Raw genomic sequence first — 19573 nt, 5'->3', positions numbered from 1 at the left:
AATCTTGATTTAGGCTTTTTCACGAATGACCAAAACACCATCTTCCATGTCAGCTTCTAGGTGTTTAGCATCAAGGTTATCCAAGTGGAAGTCTGTGACTTTATCACGGATTTGTTGTTCAACCACACGACGGAGTGGACGAACACCCATGACTTCATCGTAGCCTTCTTCAGTCATGTATTCTTTAGCAGCTTCGCTCACTGCCAAGTCAATGTCTTTCTTAGAAAGCGTCTTGTTAACTTCAACCAACATAAGGTCTACAATCTTAGAAAGATCTTCTTTGCTCAAGTGTGAGAATTCGATGACAGCATTGAAACGGTTAAGGAATTCTGGACGGAAGTAAGGTTTCAAACGATCCATAAGTTCTGGTTTATCAGCATCTTCTGTCAAGTTAGCTTCGTAACCAAAGCCTGCGTTTGAAGTTGCGATAATCACCGTATTCTTGAAGTTGACAGTGTTACCTTGACCATCTGTCAAACGACCATCGTCCAAAACTTGGAGGAGAAGGGTGATGACTTGAGGGTCAGCCTTTTCAATCTCATCCAAAAGTACGATTGAGTATGGATTGCGACGGACGCGTTCTGTCAAGGTATTGTTGTTGTCATCGTAACCAACATAACCTGCAGTTGTACCAATCAATTTAGATACGGCTGTACGGTCGCTATATTCTGACATGTCCAAACGGATGATAGCATCTTTAGTTCCGAACATATCAAGAGCCAATTGTTTAGCCAACTCAGTCTTACCAACACCAGTAGGACCTACAAAGAGGAAGCTACCGATTGGACGGTTTCCTTCATCAAAACCAGCACGGTTACGACGGATGGCTTTTGCTACTGCCTCAACAGCCTTGTCTTGGCCAATGACTTTCGTTTGCAAACGGTGACCCATATCTTTCAATCGTTCGATATCGGTTGCACCCATTTGTGATACTGGGATTCCAGTCATCCGTTCGACAGACTCAGCTACATCATTTACAGTGGCTGTAACCTTGTGATCTTCTGTATGATTAGCAATTTGCTTTTCAAGCTCTTCGATACGGACTTTTGCATTTAGAGCTGCTTCGTAATCTTCTTTAGCCGCAGCTTCTTCTTGTTTAATTTTTTCCGCTTGAATTTCGTGCTCAACTGCATGTACATCTGTCACTGGGTGTTGTGCTGCCAAGTGAGCAGCTGTCACATCTACAAGGTCAATAGCCTTATCCGGCAAGCTACGTTGTGGAATATATTGAACAGAGTAATCAACGGCAGCTTTCAAGACTTCATCTGGCAAAATAACATTGTGGTGTTGTTGATAAAGATCTCGAATACCTTGAAGAATCTTGAAAGTATCTTCAGCAGATGGAGCATTAACCTTCACTTCGTTGAAACGACGAGCAAGGGCTGCGTTTTTCAAGATGGTATTACGGTATTCATCTTGAGTAGTTGCACCAATCACTGTCAATTCACCACGTGAAAGAGCTGGTTTCAAGATATCAGCAAGACCTTTAGACCCTTGACCATCACCTGTGCTACCAGCACCAAGGATTTGGTGAATTTCGTCGAAGAAAAGGATAATATTTCCAGCTTCTTTGACTTCGTTTACCAAGTTTTGAATATTTTCTTCAAAGCTACCACGGTATTGAGTACCAGCTTCAAGTCCAGAAATATCAATAGAAATAATCTCTTTGTTCTTGATTGCTGCAGGAACGTCACCGTTCACGATAGCTTGGGCCAATCCTTCTACTACTGCAGTTTTACCAACACCAGCATCACCAACGAGAACTGGATTATTCTTTGTGCGACGAGAAAGAATTTCAGAAGTTTCTTGGATTTCTTTATTACGTCCAATAACCGGATCTAACTTACCTTCACGTGCTTCTGCTGTTAAGTTACGTCCAAGTTTTGCAAGAATCCCATCTTGTTTCATACCTTTACCTTGAACGTACTGAGCTTGTTCACTTCCTTCGCTTGGAAGTTGACCAGTTTGACGGTAAATAGCGAATTCTTCAGGCGTTACTTCACGGCCGTTAATCAAGTAACGACGATTTTCTGAACTGTATCCACGCATACCACCCATCAATTGATTAAATAAATCATCCATGTTGTTAAAGTTATTAAAGTTGTTATTCATATTTCATACCTCGTTTGTTTTCAAATTTACTTAGTCAAAATAATTTGACTTTATCTGACCTTTGTTTCAAAAAATTTAGACTAGCTATTTGCTACTCTACGTATAATTTCAGGTTTTTCTTTATCCAATACAGGTTTTGCGATTGGACTTCTAAAAATACTAATGTTAACCATAGGTTGTACCTCTTTTCTAGGTTTTACCCATACTTTGATCTTAAGATAGTATATACAATCATCTTAAAATCAAGGTTTTCTAAGGACTTTCCTTATCCTTATGTTCTTAGTATATCACTTTGGTCAGTTTTAGTCAACGCATTTGACCAAATTTGACTAACTTTTTTTGAAAAAATTTTTATAGAAAAAGCCAGTCATAATGACTGGCTTAAATTTTAATTATTGCTGAATCTTAAAGCAATGCATCATCCATAGAAAGAACTTCGTGGAAGACACGTTGTGTCAATTCAGTTTTTTGTTCTGGAGTGAGGTATTTAGTATTTACACAGTATCCTGAGATACGTACGATTACGTCTTCACCTGACATAATCTTTTCGTAAACATCGTTCAAGTCCATAACGTTCAAGTTAACGTGTTGTCCACCGTTTTCGAAGTAACCATCAAGGATTGTTACCAAGTTTTCTACTTGCTCGTCATGAGTCTTACCAAGAGCACGTGGTGATACTTGTGTAGTCAAAGAGATACCATCAGCTGCGTAACCAAAGTCAAGGCTAGCAAGTGAGTTCAAGTTTTGCAACCATCCACCTTTAGCTTTGTTAGATGGGTTAGCACCTGGTGAGAAGAATTCAAGTTTAGACAAGTTCACAGAACCATCTTCGTTGAGGTATACACCTTTGTGAACTGGTGAGTTACCAGTTTGTTTAGAGTAAGCAACGTTAGATGTGATTGTAAGAAGTGAAACTGTAGCTTCAGCGTCTTTGTACAGTTTGTGGCTACGTAGACGAGTTGTATAAGCTTCAATCAACCATTCTGCCAATTCGTTTGAACGTGGGTCATCTTCACCCCAACGTGGGTATTCACCGATTGTTTCGTAATCGTAGATGTAACCATTTTCGTCACGGATTGGTTTAACTGTAGCGTACTTGATAGCTGACAATGTGTCAACAGTATTTGCGAATCCACAGATACCGAATCCCATGTTGGCACGTTGTTTAGTTGGCAAGAAGGCCATTTGAACAGCTTCGTAGTTGTACTTGTCAGTCATGTAGTGGATGATGTTCAAAGCATCTACGTAAGTGTCAGTCAACCAGTCAAGAGATTTTTCAAAGTTAGCTTTAACTGATTCGAATTCAAGAACATCGTCAAGAATAGGATCGATGTCAAATACTTTGTAGTCTTTATGTACGTCGTCATATCCACCGTTCAAACCAGTAAGAAGAGCTTTAAGAACGTTAACACGAGCACCGAAGTACTGGATATTGTGACGTTGTTCTTCGTTTTCAGGGTCAAGTGGAGATACACAACATGAGATACAGCTCATTTCACCGTATCCATCTTTAGCCATTGTTGTTACACCTTCGTATTGGATAGAAGAGTGCTTGTGACTCATGTGCATACAGTAGCGACGGAAGCTATATGGCAATTGGTCAGTCCAAAGAACTGTCAAGTTTGGCTCTGGAGAGTTACCGATGTTGTCCAAAGTGTTCAAGAAACGGTAGTCCATCTTAGTAACACGGTGACGACCGTCGTTACCCATACCAGCCATAGAAGTTGTGATGAAGGTTGGGTCACCTGAGTACAATTGGTCATAAGCTTTTGTACGACCGAATTTAACTGTACGAAGTTTCATAACGAAATCGTCAACAAATTCTTGGATTTCTGATTCAGTAAATGTACCACGAGCAAGGTCACGTTCAGCAAAGATATCCAAGACGATTGGCACACGACCTAGAGATGTAGCTGCACCGTTGATAACACGGCAGACAGCCATGAAGGCAATGTTTACCCATTGGATAGCTTCTTTAACGTTCATCGCTGGTTTACGAACGTCAACTCCGTAAAGGTCACCTAAACGAACAACTTCTTGTAATGCTTTGTATTGAAGGTTGATTTCTTCACGAAGACGGATTGTTTCTTCATCGATTTCTTTGATAGCATTCCAATCATTCAATTTTTCTTGCATCAAGAAGTCAGCTCCATAAAGAGCAAGACGTGCGTACACACCAATGATACGTCCACGTGAGTATGAGTCTGGAAGACCAGTTACAGTGTGGGCGTGACGAGCACGAAGAATGTTAGAAGTATATGCACGGAAGATACCATCGTTTACTGTTGTAACGTATTTAGTGAAAATTTCGTGAACAGCTGGATCTGGCTCATAACCGTTTTCTTTCAAAGTAGTTTCAGCCATACGGATACCACCTTTTGGCATGAAGTTCAATTTGAAGAGTTCATCATTTTGGATACCGAAGATCAATTCATTTTCTTTGTCGATAAATCCAGCTGGAATATCAGCAATAGAAGTTGGACGAGTATCCATTGGGAAACGAGTTTCTTCGTAGTGTGCTTTAGTTTCTTCTACGATTTTTTTGATGTGAAGTGAACGTTCTGTTGGTCCAGCAAGGAAACTTTCATCTCCATCATATGGTGTGTAGTTTGCTTGAACGAAACGAGACACACTTACTTTTTCTTTCCAATCAACACCTTTGAAGCCTTCCCAAGCTTTTTCAAAAATGTCTTGTGCTTCAACGACAGTCTTAACTACCATGATATATCCTCATTTTCTAGTAACAAGAATCTGTTACATTTATATGCTAAGTATACCACACGGTAATCGTTTTCAACAAGAGAAAAGTACTATTTTTAAAAGTTTCTTTACTAATACAGCGTCTATTATTATATAAACTGTATTATATTTTTGAAAAGAAAATCACTCATTTACATTTTTTCAGAAAAAGAGGTATAATGAATGAAGAAAAATACTTACTATAGGAGTTGTCATGCTGATTTTCCCACTTTTAAATGACACATCTCGAAAGATCATCCACATCGATATGGATGCCTTTTTTGCTGCTGTGGAAATCAGAGATAATCCAGGATTGAAAGGAAAACCAGTTATCATCGGTAGTGATCCAAGAAAAACAGGTGGACGTGGGGTTGTTGCAACCTGTAGTTACGAAGCAAGGCTTTTTGGTATCCATTCAGCCATGAGTTCAAAAGAAGCATACCAACGTTGCCCTCAAGCTGTCTTTATTCCTGGAAATTACGAAAAGTATCTTAAAGTCGGGCAGCAAATTCGAGAAATCTTTCTACGCTATACTGATTTAATTGAGCCTATGAGCATTGACGAAGCCTATCTTGACGTAACAGAAAATAAATTAGGCATCCGCTCTGCTGTCAAAATAGCTCGTCTAATCCAAAACGATATCTGGCAAGAACTTCATCTCACTGCTTCTGCCGGCGTTTCTTATAACAAATTTTTAGCTAAAATGGCTAGTGATTTCCAAAAACCACAGGGTTTAACTGTCATTCTTCCTGATCATGCAGAAGATTTCCTCAAACAAATGGATGTTGCCAAGTTTCACGGTGTTGGTCGAAAAACAGTTGAAAAACTTCATAGTATGAATGTTTTTACAGGAGCTGACCTCCAAAAAATTCCTGAAACTACTCTTATTGATCACTTTGGCAGATTAGGCTTTGATCTTTATCGAAAGGCACGTGGTATCCACAATTCACCTGTCAAACCCAATCGAATTCGCAAATCCATCGGTAAGGAAAAAACTTATGGAAAATTACTTTGTTTGGAGGGAGATATTAAAAAAGAGCTAACTCTTCTATCTAATAAAGTAGCTCTCAATCTTCAAAAACATAAAAAATCTGGTAAAATTATAATTCTTAAAATCAGATATGCTGATTTCTCCACTATTACAAAAAGAAGAACCCTTAAAGAGGTAACACAAAACACGGACGACATCTCACAGACTGCTATCCAACTTTATGAATCTCTTGTTGAAAAAGATAAGGCAATCCGATTGTTAGGTGTAACAGTAACTGGATTTTAAAACCTTGAAGGATTACTCCCTCAAGGTTTTCTTCTTATATAAATAGACGTACAAAACTATAAAGTAATAAAACACTACCTAGGAAGATACGGTATTTCCCAAACATTGTAAAATCATGCTTTTTGACGTAACTTGTCAAGAAACGAATAGCAACCATACTGACTGCAAAAGCTACTACCATTGCTACCAAGAGCAAGAAGAATTGACCAAAACTCAAGACTTCTCCAGCCTTGATGAATTTAAAAATTTTCAAAGCGCTGGCTCCAAACATCACTGGAATACCCAAATAGAAAGTAAACTCAGTTACCACTGAACGACTAGTCCCATTTAACAAACCACCAACGATGGTCGCTCCAGAACGACTAGTCCCAGGAAAGAGAGCTAATACTTGGAAGAGTCCAATATAAAGAGCTGTTTTATATGGCAGTTTTTCTAATTCAGTAGTAGTCGGTTCGATAGCTTGAGCTTTGTTACGTTTTTCAAGATAGATAAAAGCAATCCCATAAATAATTAACATGATGGCTACTGAAACCTTGTTATGAAAATAGGTATCAAACCAATCATCAAATTTAAAAACTGCAAGAAGAGGAAGAGTTGCAACAAAAACTTTAGACCATAATTGCCATGTCCTACGAACTTCGGTCTTACTCTTACCTGGTTTGAAGGGATTCAGCTTGTTAAAGTAGATTACCATGACTGCTAAAATAGCTCCAAGTTGAATAACCACATTAAACATAGACATAAAGGCTTCACTTTGATCCTTATACTGGACTATTTCTTCAGCTAAAATCAAGTGACCAGTACTTGAAATCGGCAACCATTCCGTAATTCCTTCAACAATACCAAAAAAGATTGATTTTAAAATTTCAAAAAAATACATAGATTACTCCTTTTTCTATCCTCCATTATATCATACTTTTAAAGCCTGTGTTGAGTTTTCTTTAGAAAGCACCAACACTTCCGCCACCGCATGAGAAACCACCAGAGCCACCGCTTCCGGATGATACAGAAAAGGCACTTGCTGTATTTTCGACCGATGTGTATAGATTGATTTGAGTAGCAGATGTGTGAAATTGTTTATCCCACCCACAAGATACATAAAGATTCATATCAGAATTTTCAAGATAAATATCTCGAATCGTATGAGCTTGCTAACACTCTTGGTATGCCCTAAAGAGTTACACCGACTCAGGTAGGATCCCAGAAAACAATGCTTTCTATCTCAGCCTTTTCTAATTGCGAGGCATGTTTTTAAAACCTTCTCAATCATTTTCGAAAATATATCATTTTTTATAGGTAAAGGCTTACTTGTATTGAAAATCTCGCCATTTTTAGATACAATAGAGGGAGTCACTTTTAGACAATAATAGGAGAAAAAATGAAGAAACTAGTCTTATCAATTATTGCAGGCCTTGCTCTCATGCTAGGTCTGACAAATGTTGTCCAAGCAGATGAGTATTTACGTATCGGAATGGAAGCCGCATACGCTCCTTTCAACTGGACACAGGACGATGACAGCAACGGAGCTGTCAAAATTGACGGAACTAACCAATACGCTAATGGCTACGATGTGCAAATCGCTAAAAAAATTGCCAAAGACTTAGGGAAAGAACCGCTGGTTGTGAAAACAAAATGGGAAGGTCTTGTCCCAGCCCTAACTTCTGGAAAAATCGATATGATTATCGCGGGTATGAGTCCAACAGCTGAACGTAAACAAGAAATCGCCTTCTCAAGCAGTTACTATACCAGCGAACCAGTACTTTTAGTCAAAAAAGATTCTGCCTATGCAAACGCCAAAACACTAGATGATTTTAAAGATGCAAAAATCACTTCTCAACAAGGGGTTTACCTTTATGACTTGATTTCTCAAATTCCAGGCGCTAAAAAAGAAACTGCCATGGGTGATTTCGCACAAATGCGTCAAGCACTTGAGGCTGGTGTCATCGATGCTTACGTTTCAGAGCGTCCTGAAGCTTTAACTGCAGAAGCCGCAAACTCTAAGTTCAAAATGGTTCAGTTAGAAAAAGGTTTTGAAACTGGAGAAGAAGACACAGCTATCGCAATCGGTCTTCGCAAAGATGACGAACGTATTAGCCAAATCAATGCTAGCATCGAAACCATTTCTAAGGATGAACAAGTTGCACTAATGGATCGTATGATTAAGGAGCAACCTGTTCAAGCTACAACTACTGAAGAAAATAGCAGTAGTTTCTTTGCTCAAGTTGCGAAAATCCTATCTGAGAACTGGCAACAACTCTTACGAGGAGCCGGCATCACTCTCTTAATTTCAATCATCGGTACTGTTGTCGGTCTAATCATCGGACTTGGTATCGGCGTGTTCCGTACTGCTCCACTATCAGAAACAAAATCTGTAGCATTCTTCCAAAAAGTAATTGGCTGGTTGCTAAATGTCTACATTGAAATTTTCCGTGGAACACCGATGATCGTTCAATCTATGGTTATTTACTATGGAACTGCCCAAGCATTCGGAATTAACTTGGATCGTACCCTTGCTGCTATCTTTATCGTATCTATCAACACTGGTGCCTACATGACAGAAATCGTTCGTGGTGGTATCCTGGCAGTTGATAAGGGACAATTTGAAGCTGCGACAGCTCTTGGTATGACCCACAATCAAACCATGCGCAAGGTGGTTCTACCTCAAGTCGTTCGCAATATTTTACCTGCAACTGGTAACGAGTTTGTTATTAACATCAAGGATACTTCCGTACTGAATGTTATCTCTGTTGTGGAACTTTACTTCTCAGGAAACACAGTAGCAACTCAAACATACCAATACTTCCAGACATTTACAATAATTGCAGTGATTTACTTTGTCCTCACCTTCACAGTAACTCGTATCTTACGCTTTATCGAACGTCGCATGGATATGGATACCTATACTACAGGTGCTAACCAAATGCAAACGGAGGATTTGAAATAATGAAGCAGCCAATCCTTGAAATCAAACACCTTAAAAAGTCCTATGGACAAAATGAGGTCCTAAAAGACATTTCCCTTACTATTCACAAAGGTGAGGTTATTTCTATCATCGGAAGTTCGGGTAGTGGAAAATCAACCTTCCTACGTTCGATTAACTTACTTGAAACCCCGACTGAGGGAGAAATCCTCTATCATGGTGAAAATGTACTTGAAAAAGGCTATAACCTTACTCATTATCGAGAAAAACTAGGTATGGTTTTCCAATCCTTTAACCTCTTTGAAAACCTCAACGTACTTGAAAATACTATCGTTGCACAAACAACTGTTCTCAAGCGCGAGTATGCAGAGGCAGAAAAAATTGCTAAAGAAAATCTTGAAAAAGTTGGTATGGGAGAGCGCTACTGGCAAGCAAAACCTAAACAACTTTCTGGCGGGCAAAAGCAGCGTGTTGCTATCGCTCGCGCCCTTTCTATGAATCCTGATGCCATCCTTTTTGATGAACCGACATCTGCTCTTGACCCTGAAATGGTTGGAGAAGTTCTTAAAATCATGCAAGATTTAGCTCAAGAAGGCTTGACCATGATCGTTGTAACTCACGAAATGGAGTTCGCCCGCGACGTTTCAAATCGTGTCATCTTTATGGATAAGGGTGTTATTGCTGAAGAAGGAAAGCCTGAAGATCTATTTACGAATCCTAAAGAAGAGCGTACAAGAGAGTTTCTACAACGCTATCTTGGGTAAGAAAAAGCTGCAAGAAAGCAGCTTTTTTTATTGTCCATAAAAATGAAAAGGCAGACTCTTTTTAAGAATCCGCCTGTATCCAAAGACTAATCTTCAAATTTTTCATGGTTTTTATCATAGAAATCAATTAATCCAAGGGCAGTTTCAAAGGAAATATTTTTCACTTTTGCACGTCCTTGAGCTAAAGCAATGATAGACATCTCACGCGCATTCGTTTCCTTAGAAATACGATACCCTGTAATTTTCTTGTCACGAACCCAGCTGACAACTGATTCTACTTTTTCGAAGTTAGATTTAGCCATATTTCTTCTCCTATTTTATTCTTTACAATTTTTTATTGTAAACGTTTTAATAGTGTTTGTCAATGAAAAGGCCTTCATCAATAAAATAAAAGCTTAAAATCCTAATTATTTCGCTTTTAAAGCTGATAATATATGGGTTCTTATATCTTCAACTCCATTAGGATTTGCTGGCAAGAATATTGTATTATTGCCTTGTTTGTCGGCGAAATTATTCAATGTGTCTAAGTACTGGTTGGTTAATAGGATTGACATGATTTGTTCTTCTGTTAATTCTACGTTTGCTCCTTTTAGCTCAATAATAGAATCAGCAAGTCCATCAACAATTGCTTTACGCTGTTCTGCAATCCCTACACCATGTAGGCGATCTTTTTCTGCCTCTGCTTCAGCCGCTGTAACAATCTTAATTTTATCTGCTTCAGCCAATTCTTGGGCCGCTACTCTCTTACGTTGAGCAGCATTAATTTCGTTCATAGACTGCTTAACTTCTGCATCCGGTTCTACTTTGGTAATGAGCGTCTTAACGATAATATACCCATACGTTGACATTTCTTCAGCTACTTGTTTTTGAACTTCTAATGCAATTTCATCTTTTTTCTCAAACAATTCATCCAAAGTTAACTTAGGAACAGACGAGCGTAATGCATCTTCAATATATGATTTAATCTGAGCTTCAGGTCTCATTAATTTATAGTAAGCATCTGTAACATTTAGCTCATTTACACGGTATTGAGTTGCGACATTCATGGTCACAAAAACGTTATCTTGGGTCTTGGTTTCAACCACGATCTCACTCTGTAAAAGGCGAAGCTGCACACGAGCAGCAATTTTGTCAATGCCAAATGGTGCCCGTAGATGAATACCACTATTACTTAACTTTTGATACTTACCAAATCGCTCGATAATTGCAACAGACTGTTGACGAACGACATAAACAGAGCTTACCAAAATAGCTCCTACAATAAGCATTAGAATTAATAGAACAAGTAAAACTTTTAAAACCATGGGAATCTCCCCCTTTCTTCACTTACATTATAGCACTCATAAATAGGTTAGGCAAATATTATGATAAAAATTTAGTAGTATATTACACAAGCATATTATATAGGGTTTCATTACCATTTAAATTAATATAAGCCGGGTCAAATTTTTCCATGCGACGAATCAAGCTGGCATAATCATGCTTATCTGACAAGGCAATACCGATTAAAACCGGCCCTGTACCCTTGCTAGCTCTCTTGATATATTCAAAACGAGTAATATCATCGTTAGGACCTAAGATATCATTTACAAATTCTCTAAGAGCACCAGGACGTTGTGGGAAATTGACGACAAAGTAGTGTTTAATCCCATCGTAAATCAAAGCACGCTCTTCCATCTCGGGCATCCGGTTGATATCATTATTTCCACCCGAAATAATACAACAAATGGTCTTACCCTTGATGTAGTCGGATAAAACTTCCAAGGCAGCAATGCTAGCAGCTCCTGCCGGCTCTGCTACAATTCCTTGTTTTGAGTAGAGGTCAATTAAGGTCTCAGAAATCAATCCTTCATCAACACCAATAAGGGTTTCAACATGTTTACGTGTCGCTTCATAGGTCAATTCCCCAACCTTTTGAACTGCAATCCCATCAGCGAACTTATCAATATCTTTTAACTTGACAGGACCACCTGCTTCAAAAGCAGCTTTCATAGAACGAGCGCCATTTGCTTCAACACCGATGACATCTATCTCTGGATTTGTTTCCTTTATATAGGTAGAAACTCCAGCAATTAAACCTCCCCCACCAACAGGTACTAGGACAGTATCGAAAACAATAGATTCCTTGCGTGCAACTTCTAAAATTTCATAGGCAACAGTACCTTGACCTGCTTGGACATTCGTATTATCAAAAGGATCTATAAAGGTACTATTTTCTGCTATTGTATATTCCTGCGCTGCTTTGGCTGAAGCATCAAAGGTATCGCCTACCAATTTAATGGTCACAAAGTCTCCCCCAAAGAATCGTACCTGCCCAATCTTTTGTTGAGGTGTTGTGATGGGCATAAAAATGGTTGCAGGAATTTTCATCTCATTACAGGTGTAGGCTACTCCTTGGGCATGATTCCCCGCCGATGCACAGACTACCCCACGCTCTCGCTCATCATTATTGAGTTGAGAAATAGCATAGTAGGCCCCACGGATCTTGAAAGAACGGACTCGTTGGGCATTTTCTTTTTTTAGATAAATCTTAGCACCGTATTTTTCTGATAGGTAATGATCATAGTCCAGCGGTGTCTCAGCAACCACACCATTCAAAACTTTATGGGCTTTCACCACATCTTTTGCTCTTAACATTTGATTTCTTTCTAATGAGTATTTTAAATGTGAAAGCGAGCTTGGTCCAACCAACTCGCCTTCTTGTTTACATATTAGTTATAGATTTTAAAGGCATCATCGTCATTTTTGCCGACAAATGGCATTGCTTTACGTAATTCAACACCAACTTTTTCAATCTCAAGGTCAGCTGCTTGTTCACGGTAGGCAGTTAATTTTGGACGACCAGCTTTATAGTCGTTTACGAAGTCATTTGCAAACTTACCATTTTGGATATCGGCAAGAACAGCCTTCATATTTTCTTTCACTTGGTCAGTGATTACACGTGGACCTGAAACATAGTCCCCATACTCGGCAGTGTTAGAAATTGATTGACGCATTTTCTTGAATCCACCTTCGTAAATCAAGTCAACGATTAGTTTCATTTCGTGAAGAACTTCGAAGTAAGCCAATTCTGGGGCATAACCAGCTTCAGTCAAGACTTCGAATCCTGCTTCCATCAAGGCAGTTAAACCACCACAAAGAACTGCTTGTTCACCAAACAAATCTTCTTCAGTTTCTTCTTTAAAGCTTGTTTCAAGAAGTCCAACGCGTGCTGAACCAACACCTTTAGCCCAGTCCATAGCAATATCTTTAGCATTTCCTGTTGCGTCTTGATAAACTGCATAGAGGGCTGGAACTCCAAAACCTTCTTCGAAAGTACGACGTACCAAGTGACCTGGTCCTTTAGGCGCACACATGAAGACGTCAACACTTTCTGGTGCTTTGATAAATTCAAAGTGGATGTTAAATCCATGTGCGAAACCAAGTGCATTCCCAGCTTCCAAGTTTGGAGCTACTTCTTCTGCATAAAGGTCTGCTTGGATTTCGTCTGGAGCCAAAATCATGATAACATCTGCCAATTTAGTAGCTTCAGCTACTGTGTAAGTATCAAATCCATCTTCTTTTGCTTTGTCAAAAGACTTACCTGGACGCACACCGATAATCACATCATGTCCTGTATCACGCAAATTCTGAGCGTGAGCATGACCTTGTGAGCCATATCCTATAACGGCGATTTTTTTACCGTCAAGTGCTGCTACTTTTACATCTTTTTCGTATTCCATTTGTACTGCCATTGTTTTCTCTCTTTTCTATATCTTTCTTTTTGTCACTTATGTCTTTACATACATAAATTTTATTTAATCACGAGTAAATCCTGTCGCACCCGTACGAGCAATATTTCTTATTCCATATGGCCGAATCACTCGCAACAAGGCTTCACTTTTTTCCGCATTGCCAGTCATTTGAATGGTAATGGAGCTTGGTGCAACATCAACTACTGTTGCACGGAAAGGTTGAATAATTGCCAAAATCTCTGCCCGTTTTTCTGCTGGTGCTGAAACCTTTACTAAGATAACTTCACGCTCTAAATGAGGATGGTCTGTGATGTCGCGAACACGAATCACATCAATTTGACGGTTGAGCTGTTTAATGATTTGCTCTACTTCATCATGAGAAGCTACATCAATAATAATGGTAATCCGTGAAACATTTGGATCCTCAGTCGCACCGACTGAAATACTCTCAATATTTACCTGACGGCGTGAAAGCACACCTGTGAAACGGTTGAGTACTCCTGAGCGGTTTTGGAGTCTAGCTGTTAACATTCTACGCATTAAACTTCACCCCCAACATCTCATGATTACTCTTACCAGCAGGAACCATCGGAAGAACGTGTTCCTTACGGGAAATATCGACTTCGATGAACATCGGCACATCTTCTAGAATAACCTCTAAATCCTTTTCAAGAGTTTCTGGATTATCAAACTTATAGTTTTTTATACCGTATGCTTGAGCCATTAACTGGAAATCAGGAAGTGTATCAAATACAGACTCCGAAGTTCTTCCTTCATAGAAAGATTCTTGCCACTGACGAACCATACCTAATGAGTGGTTATTAAGCATAATAACTTTAATTGGCACTCTATAGATATTCAAAATAGCTAACTCTTGGTTGGTCATCTGGAAGCCACCATCTCCCACAAAGAGTACTACTTCCTTATCTGGATTTGCAATCTTTGCTCCAATAGCTGCTGGTATTCCAAATCCCATGGTTCCTAAACCACCTGAAGTTACAAGCTGACGCTCATTTTGATAGGGATAATACTGAGCTGTCCACATTTGGTGTTGCCCAACGTCCGTTACGACAATGGCATCACCTTTGGTCAATTCACCAACTCGTTCAATAACTGCTTGCGGTTGAACGACACGTTCTTTTTTATCATAAGAACGAACACGGTTTTTATCCTTGGTTACTTTATCGATCCATTTTGTTGTGTCATTGTGAACAATAGGCTCTGCAAGGAGCATTTCTAAAGCTTTCTTTGCATCTCCAACCACTGGTATATCCGCACTAATTATCTTACCAATCTCTGCTGCATCAATATCAATATGGGCAACCTTAGCATTTTTTGCAAAAGTTTTTGGATTACCAGTTAAACGATCATCGAAACGGCATCCAATGCTAATCATGAAATCAGCCTCGGTCATTGCTATATTGGCTGCAAATGAACCATGCATTCCACCCATGCCTAAGAAAAGCGGGTGACTAGTGGCAATAGTTCCTTGTCCCAAAAGTGTTGTTACAACAGGAATTTGGTAACGTTCTGCAAATTCATTTAATTCTTTAGAAGCCTCAGCATAACTAATACCACCACCAGCGAGTAGAACTGGTTTTTTAGCTCTTGATAAGTGCTTCAATATTTTTTTAATCTGCATCTCATTCGGTTCAAGAGTTGGTTGGTAACTAGGAAGAACGACTTTAGGTGAATAGATAAAATCTGTTTCCAAAGCTGAGACATCTTTGGGAAGGTCAATAACAACTGGTCCCGGACGACCTGTAGTTGCAATATGAATGGCCTCCGCTACGATTCTTGGAATATCTGCAGTTTCACGTACTTGATAGTTGTACTTAGTGATTGGCATAGTAATACCAACGATATCTGCTTCTTGGAAGGCATCCTTACCAATACCAGGACGCGCTACCTGACCTGTAAAAACTAAGAGTGGAACGCTATCGCTCATGGCATCTGCAATACCTGTAATGGCATTAGTTGCTCCTGGTCCACTTGTGACGACCGCAACACCAAGCTTCCCTGTTGATTTAGCATATCCTTCAGCTTCATGAAGACAGCCTTGTTCATGACGGCCAAGAATATGACGAATACCTTTAAAATTGTATATAGCATCATATAGAGGTAACACTGCCCCGCCTGGATAACCAAAAATTGTATCAACCCCTAAGTCACGAAGTGTTTCTAAAACTAAATCCGATCCTGTCTTAGGAGTTTCTAAAGTGATTTTCTCCATTCTTCCCCTTTCTCTTCTCTTAAAATGACTTGTTTCTATGATACCATTTTTTCAAAAATTTTCAATAGAAAAGAAACAATTTTCTGAATTTTCTATATAGACGATTTTCAATATCAAATTAAATTAGTAAAATTTTATTATGACGACAAAAAAGGTTGAGGTAAATCTACCTTCAACCTTTTTGTTTTAAATTTTATACTTATTAAATTAAAGTGAGTTAACGTCAACCTTGATACCAACACCTTGTGTAGTTGTGATTGTCAAGCTTGTTACGTAAGTTCCTTTAGCAGTAGCTGGTTTAGCTTTTTGGATTGTTTCGTTGAATGCTTTGAAGTTTTCAACCAACTTATCAGCTTCAAATGAAACTTTACCGATGATAGCTTGTACGATACCTGCACGGTCTGCACGGTAAGTGATTTTACCACCTTTAGACTCTTCAACTGCTTTAGCAACATCCATTGTTACAGTACCAGTTTTAGGGTTTGGCATCAAGTTACGTGGTCCAAGGACACGTCCAAGGCGTCCAACAAGAGCCATCATGTCAGGTGTAGCGATAACTACGTCGAAGTCCAACCAACCGTCGTTGATTCTAGCAACAAGGTCGTCTTCACCAACGAAGTCTGCACCAGCAGCTTTAGCTTCTTCAGCTTTTGCACCACGTGCAAATACAAGAACGCGAGCTGTTTTACCAGTACCGTTTGGCAATACCATTGCTCCACGGATTTGTTGATCAGCTTTTTTAACGTCAATGTTCAAGTTGTATGCAACTTCTACAGTTGCGTCAAATTTTGCAAAGTTAGTTTCTTTTGCAAGAGCTACAGCTTCTTCTACGCTGTATGCTTTTGTGCTGTCGATTTTCTCAAGAGCAGCACGAAGTTGTTTGCTTTTTTTAGCCATTTTCTATTCTCCTTGTAAGTGGTTCAATCGATTTTCATCTCCCACGTCACTTCTCGAAATGATGAAGTCTTGCGGGTTATCTTGGGATGTTATTGATTAGTCAACAACGTTGAATCCCATAGAACGAGCAGTACCTTCGATCATACGCATTGCAGACTCAAGGTTTGCAGCGTTCAAATCTGGCATCTTAGTTTCTGCAATTTCTTGTACTTGCGCACGAGTAACTGAAGCAACTTTTGTTTTGTTAGGTGTACCTGATCCTTTTTCAACACCTGCAGCTTTTTTCAAAAGAACAGCAGCTGGTGGTGTCTTAGTGATGAAAGTAAATGATTTATCTTCGTAAACTGAGATAACAACTGGAATGATCATACCAGCTTGGTCAGCTGTACGAGCGTTGAACTCTTTTGTGAATCCCATGATGTTGATACCAGCTTGACCAAGAGCAGGTCCAACTGGTGGAGCTGGTGTAGCTTTACCAGCAGGGATTTGCAATTTTACAAGTTTTTCGACTTTTTTAGCCATTTTTAAATCCTCCTTTGTGGTTTTGGCGGTAATGTAAGATTTTTACCTCCCACAAGTATGTTTTACACATACCCTACTATTATACACTAATCTATCTCAAATGCAAGAGAAAAGTTCTATTTTTAGAGAATTTTTATTACTGAATTTTACTATCATTTCCTTCGTGAAAGAGTCCTGAACTACAAACAAAAAACCGCTCTGTTTTGAACGATTATAAGGGATACTAAATTTTGTAGGAGTCCAGCTTTAAGAGCAGGCTTGTCCCTTTCTCAGTACTTCCGCTCTCCACAAATCCAAGGGACTCAAAACATCGTCTGGAGGCATAATTGAAATCATAGATTTCCTGAACTTTTAATTCTTTCCATCCTCTTTGTCGAGCTAGATCAATCAAAGTCTTCAAAACCTTACATCCAAGTCCTTGATGCTGGTAAGTTGGATTGCCAATCACAATAGGAATATTCTCCAGAGATAAGGTGACATCCCCAATCGGAAGCCACTCTCCCTTTTCTCTATACTCAATCCAAAATAAATCCCCGTGTTTTTCTAAATAGGAGTACATAGCATTCAATTTTTTAACACTATAGGGGCTTCTGACTCCATCTACAAGTTCAACCAAGTCCACATCCTGATACCAAGTCAAAGCTACATCACGATGATCTGCTAAAAAATAAGGAACCAAGCGTAAAGAACTATCAATTTGAATGATTTGTTTCATTTTAACTTCCTTTTCAATAAGAGAGCCGCTGCTTGATTAAAACCATCACACCAGTTGTACCATTTTGCTTCATACTCATCTTGAGGTATGATACGATTTTTTAAATCCAGAACAGAGTATATCTTTCTTTCCTCGCAAACTTGCGCATAGAGATGATATAGTTCATTACCACCATCTTTATCCCACTCAGCAGAAATCGTATTTTGACCTGTCAACAAAGCTTGGTAAACTCTGTGATGCCCGTCTGTAATTAGCAAGCGATCTCCAAATGCAAGAACACTGATTGGATTAATACTTGGCTTTTCTACCGACTGATAAAGCATCTGGATATCTTGCAACTTCTTTTCTGATAAGTATAGTTGGGTCGGATGAAGATCTTTTATCTTGACTTCCATTTTTTCTCCTCAAGAAGAGTTAATAACTACTTTTGTTTGCCTGTGAAGCGCCATTGAAAGCGAAGTTTGTCATAAAATGGAAATTCAATGAATAGAATTCCAAGACCCAGACAGAGACTGGCAAGAACATCTGATGGGTAATGAACTCCCAGATAGACTCTGGAAATGATTACACTTACTAGGTAGATTCCCAGTGAAATCTGCAGGATAAGCTTTACAGTCCTATTTTTCACTCTTTGACCCACAATGATAATTAGAGAACCGATTAAGAGGGTTACTGCTAGCGAGTGACCACTAGGGAAAGAAAAGCCTTCTTCTTCGACCAAGTGTAAAATTTCAGGTCGGGGACGTTGATAGAGGTGTTTTAAGGACACAATTAAAATTCCAGCCAAACTAAGATTGCCAGCTACTAAAAGGCTTTCTGACTTCCACTTTTTCAGATAAAAAATAACAGTCAATAGAATTGTCCAAGAAATAACGACTGGTAAGTCAATCAGACGAGTAATCCCACGAAAGGCAGTTGTCAATATAGCTGGTAAATCTCCACGGATTGCTGTCTGGATAGACGAATCAAATGGTATCAATTGTTCTGGATAAAACTTAACGACATAACCTAGAATTACAAATAGTAAAAGGGCAAAAGAGCCCTTTGTTAAATATGTTTGTTTATCTTTCATAACGTTTTAAAGTTACCTTTAGGAAGACATAAATCAACCAAAATGCTAGTGCAAAGATAATACCCTCAATTAAGTTAAAAGGTAAAACCATTGTCAACAAATAGTTACTTAGTCCTAGTATTTTCTCAATATCAAAATTAGCAAATTTAGCATATAATGGGACAGCATAAACATAGTTAAGAACTAGCATAGCCAAGGTCAAACCAATCGTACCAGCAAGAGAAGCTAGAGCAAAACGAATTGGCGTCCGATCTTTTTTCCAAATCAAACCAAATGCAAGAACAAAAACTCCTATAGCCACGATATTCATCGGCAAACCGATATAGGTGCTGACTCCTTGATTGTTTAGAATTAACTTAAGCAAGGAACGGAGTAAAATTATCACAAAAGCTGCAGGTAAATCGAGTACTATTAACCCTACCAAAACCGGTAAGATGCTGAACTCAATCCTCAAAAAGGACGCCGCAGGCAAGAGTGGAAAGTCAAAGTACATCAACACAAATGAAAGTGCTGATAAAATTGCAATGGTCGAAAGTCGACGTGTGTTTGTCATAACAGGTTCCTCCAATTTTCTATAAAATCAGAAGAA

Annotated in this window: 18 protein-coding genes; 3 read left to right on the top strand and 15 right to left on the bottom strand. The window is 39.0% G+C overall.

Annotated elements, in window-relative coordinates; translation table 11 throughout:
* Nucleotides 1-9: 9 nt before the first annotated feature.
* Entirely contained in the window at nt 10-2112 is a 2103-nt protein-coding gene (locus BQ2679_RS04145) for an ATP-dependent Clp protease ATP-binding subunit (protein ID WP_075566482.1), read from the bottom strand.
* A 405-nt stretch (nt 2113-2517) separates the two neighbouring features.
* Nucleotides 2518-4833: a formate C-acetyltransferase gene (gene pflB / locus BQ2679_RS04140; protein WP_075566480.1), complete on the bottom strand. Its 2316-nt coding sequence runs from the start codon at nt 4831-4833 to the stop codon at nt 2518-2520.
* A 232-nt stretch (nt 4834-5065) separates the two neighbouring features.
* Here pflB and dinB point away from each other — a divergent pair, with 232 nt between their 5' ends.
* Entirely contained in the window at nt 5066-6127 is a 1062-nt protein-coding gene (dinB, locus tag BQ2679_RS04135; protein WP_075566477.1) for a DNA polymerase IV, read from the top strand.
* A gap of 34 nt (nt 6128-6161) precedes the next feature.
* On the opposite strand, the gene BQ2679_RS04130 is transcribed toward dinB, so the two are convergent.
* The gene (locus BQ2679_RS04130) at nt 6162-7007 is read right to left on the bottom strand and encodes an undecaprenyl-diphosphate phosphatase (RefSeq protein WP_075566475.1); all 846 of its coding nucleotides are present in this window, start codon (nt 7005-7007) and stop codon (nt 6162-6164) included.
* 498 nt (nt 7008-7505) lie between these two features.
* Here BQ2679_RS04130 and BQ2679_RS04125 point away from each other — a divergent pair, with 498 nt between their 5' ends.
* Together BQ2679_RS04125 and BQ2679_RS04120 are read left to right on the top strand one after the other, a co-directional pair.
* A complete protein-coding gene (locus BQ2679_RS04125; RefSeq protein WP_075566473.1) occupies nt 7506-9071 on the top strand; it encodes an ABC transporter substrate-binding protein/permease in 1566 nt (521 codons plus the stop codon).
* Nucleotides 9071-9811 (top strand): amino acid ABC transporter ATP-binding protein, encoded by a 741-nt coding sequence (locus tag BQ2679_RS04120; RefSeq protein ID WP_075566471.1) that lies wholly within the window; start codon nt 9071-9073, stop codon nt 9809-9811. Before BQ2679_RS04125 ends, BQ2679_RS04120 begins: the two co-directional genes overlap by 1 nt.
* A gap of 86 nt (nt 9812-9897) precedes the next feature.
* On the opposite strand, the gene BQ2679_RS04115 is transcribed toward BQ2679_RS04120, so the two are convergent.
* From BQ2679_RS04115 to BQ2679_RS04060, 12 genes are all read right to left on the bottom strand, one after another.
* Nucleotides 9898-10113: a capsule biosynthesis transcriptional regulator gene (locus BQ2679_RS04115; RefSeq protein WP_002893653.1), complete on the bottom strand. Its 216-nt coding sequence runs from the start codon at nt 10111-10113 to the stop codon at nt 9898-9900.
* Between the two features lie 105 nt (nt 10114-10218).
* Nucleotides 10219-11115: an SPFH domain-containing protein gene (locus BQ2679_RS04110; RefSeq protein WP_075566469.1), complete on the bottom strand. Its 897-nt coding sequence runs from the start codon at nt 11113-11115 to the stop codon at nt 10219-10221.
* A gap of 82 nt (nt 11116-11197) precedes the next feature.
* Nucleotides 11198-12448 carry a threonine ammonia-lyase IlvA gene (gene ilvA, locus BQ2679_RS04105; RefSeq protein ID WP_075566467.1) on the bottom strand — a complete coding sequence of 417 codons (1251 nt, stop codon included), beginning with the start codon at nt 12446-12448 and terminating at the stop codon, nt 11198-11200.
* 74 nt (nt 12449-12522) lie between these two features.
* Nucleotides 12523-13545 (bottom strand): ketol-acid reductoisomerase, encoded by a 1023-nt coding sequence (gene ilvC / locus BQ2679_RS04100; protein WP_075566465.1) that lies wholly within the window; start codon nt 13543-13545, stop codon nt 12523-12525.
* Between the two features lie 63 nt (nt 13546-13608).
* Nucleotides 13609-14085, bottom strand: coding sequence for an acetolactate synthase small subunit (gene ilvN, locus BQ2679_RS04095; protein WP_075566463.1), 477 nt, complete (start codon nt 14083-14085; stop codon nt 13609-13611).
* Nucleotides 14078-15778 (bottom strand): acetolactate synthase large subunit, encoded by a 1701-nt coding sequence (locus BQ2679_RS04090; RefSeq protein WP_075566460.1) that lies wholly within the window; start codon nt 15776-15778, stop codon nt 14078-14080. Before BQ2679_RS04090 ends, ilvN begins: the two co-directional genes overlap by 8 nt.
* A gap of 207 nt (nt 15779-15985) precedes the next feature.
* Nucleotides 15986-16675: a 50S ribosomal protein L1 gene (gene rplA, locus BQ2679_RS04085; RefSeq protein WP_075566458.1), complete on the bottom strand. Its 690-nt coding sequence runs from the start codon at nt 16673-16675 to the stop codon at nt 15986-15988.
* Between the two features lie 96 nt (nt 16676-16771).
* Nucleotides 16772-17197, bottom strand: a complete 426-nt coding sequence (rplK, locus tag BQ2679_RS04080) for a 50S ribosomal protein L11 (protein ID WP_001085804.1) — start codon at nt 17195-17197, stop codon at nt 16772-16774.
* Between the two features lie 223 nt (nt 17198-17420).
* Nucleotides 17421-17912, bottom strand: coding sequence for a GNAT family N-acetyltransferase (locus BQ2679_RS04075; protein ID WP_075566456.1), 492 nt, complete (start codon nt 17910-17912; stop codon nt 17421-17423).
* Nucleotides 17909-18307: a ParB N-terminal domain-containing protein gene (locus BQ2679_RS04070; RefSeq protein ID WP_075566454.1), complete on the bottom strand. Its 399-nt coding sequence runs from the start codon at nt 18305-18307 to the stop codon at nt 17909-17911. The genes BQ2679_RS04075 and BQ2679_RS04070 overlap by 4 nt, the downstream gene beginning before the upstream one ends.
* A 26-nt stretch (nt 18308-18333) precedes the next feature.
* A complete protein-coding gene (locus tag BQ2679_RS04065; protein WP_075566452.1) occupies nt 18334-18984 on the bottom strand; it encodes a phosphatase PAP2 family protein in 651 nt (216 codons plus the stop codon).
* Entirely contained in the window at nt 18974-19537 is a 564-nt protein-coding gene (locus BQ2679_RS04060; protein ID WP_075566450.1) for an ECF transporter S component, read from the bottom strand. Before BQ2679_RS04060 ends, BQ2679_RS04065 begins: the two co-directional genes overlap by 11 nt.
* Nucleotides 19538-19573: the final 36 nt, after the last annotated feature.

The sequence above is a fragment of the Streptococcus timonensis genome (assembly GCF_900095845.1).
Taxonomy (GTDB): Bacteria; Bacillota; Bacilli; order Lactobacillales; family Streptococcaceae; genus Streptococcus; species Streptococcus timonensis.
Note: the sequence above shows the minus strand (reverse complement) of the source record. Positions and strands in the feature narration are given on the sequence as shown.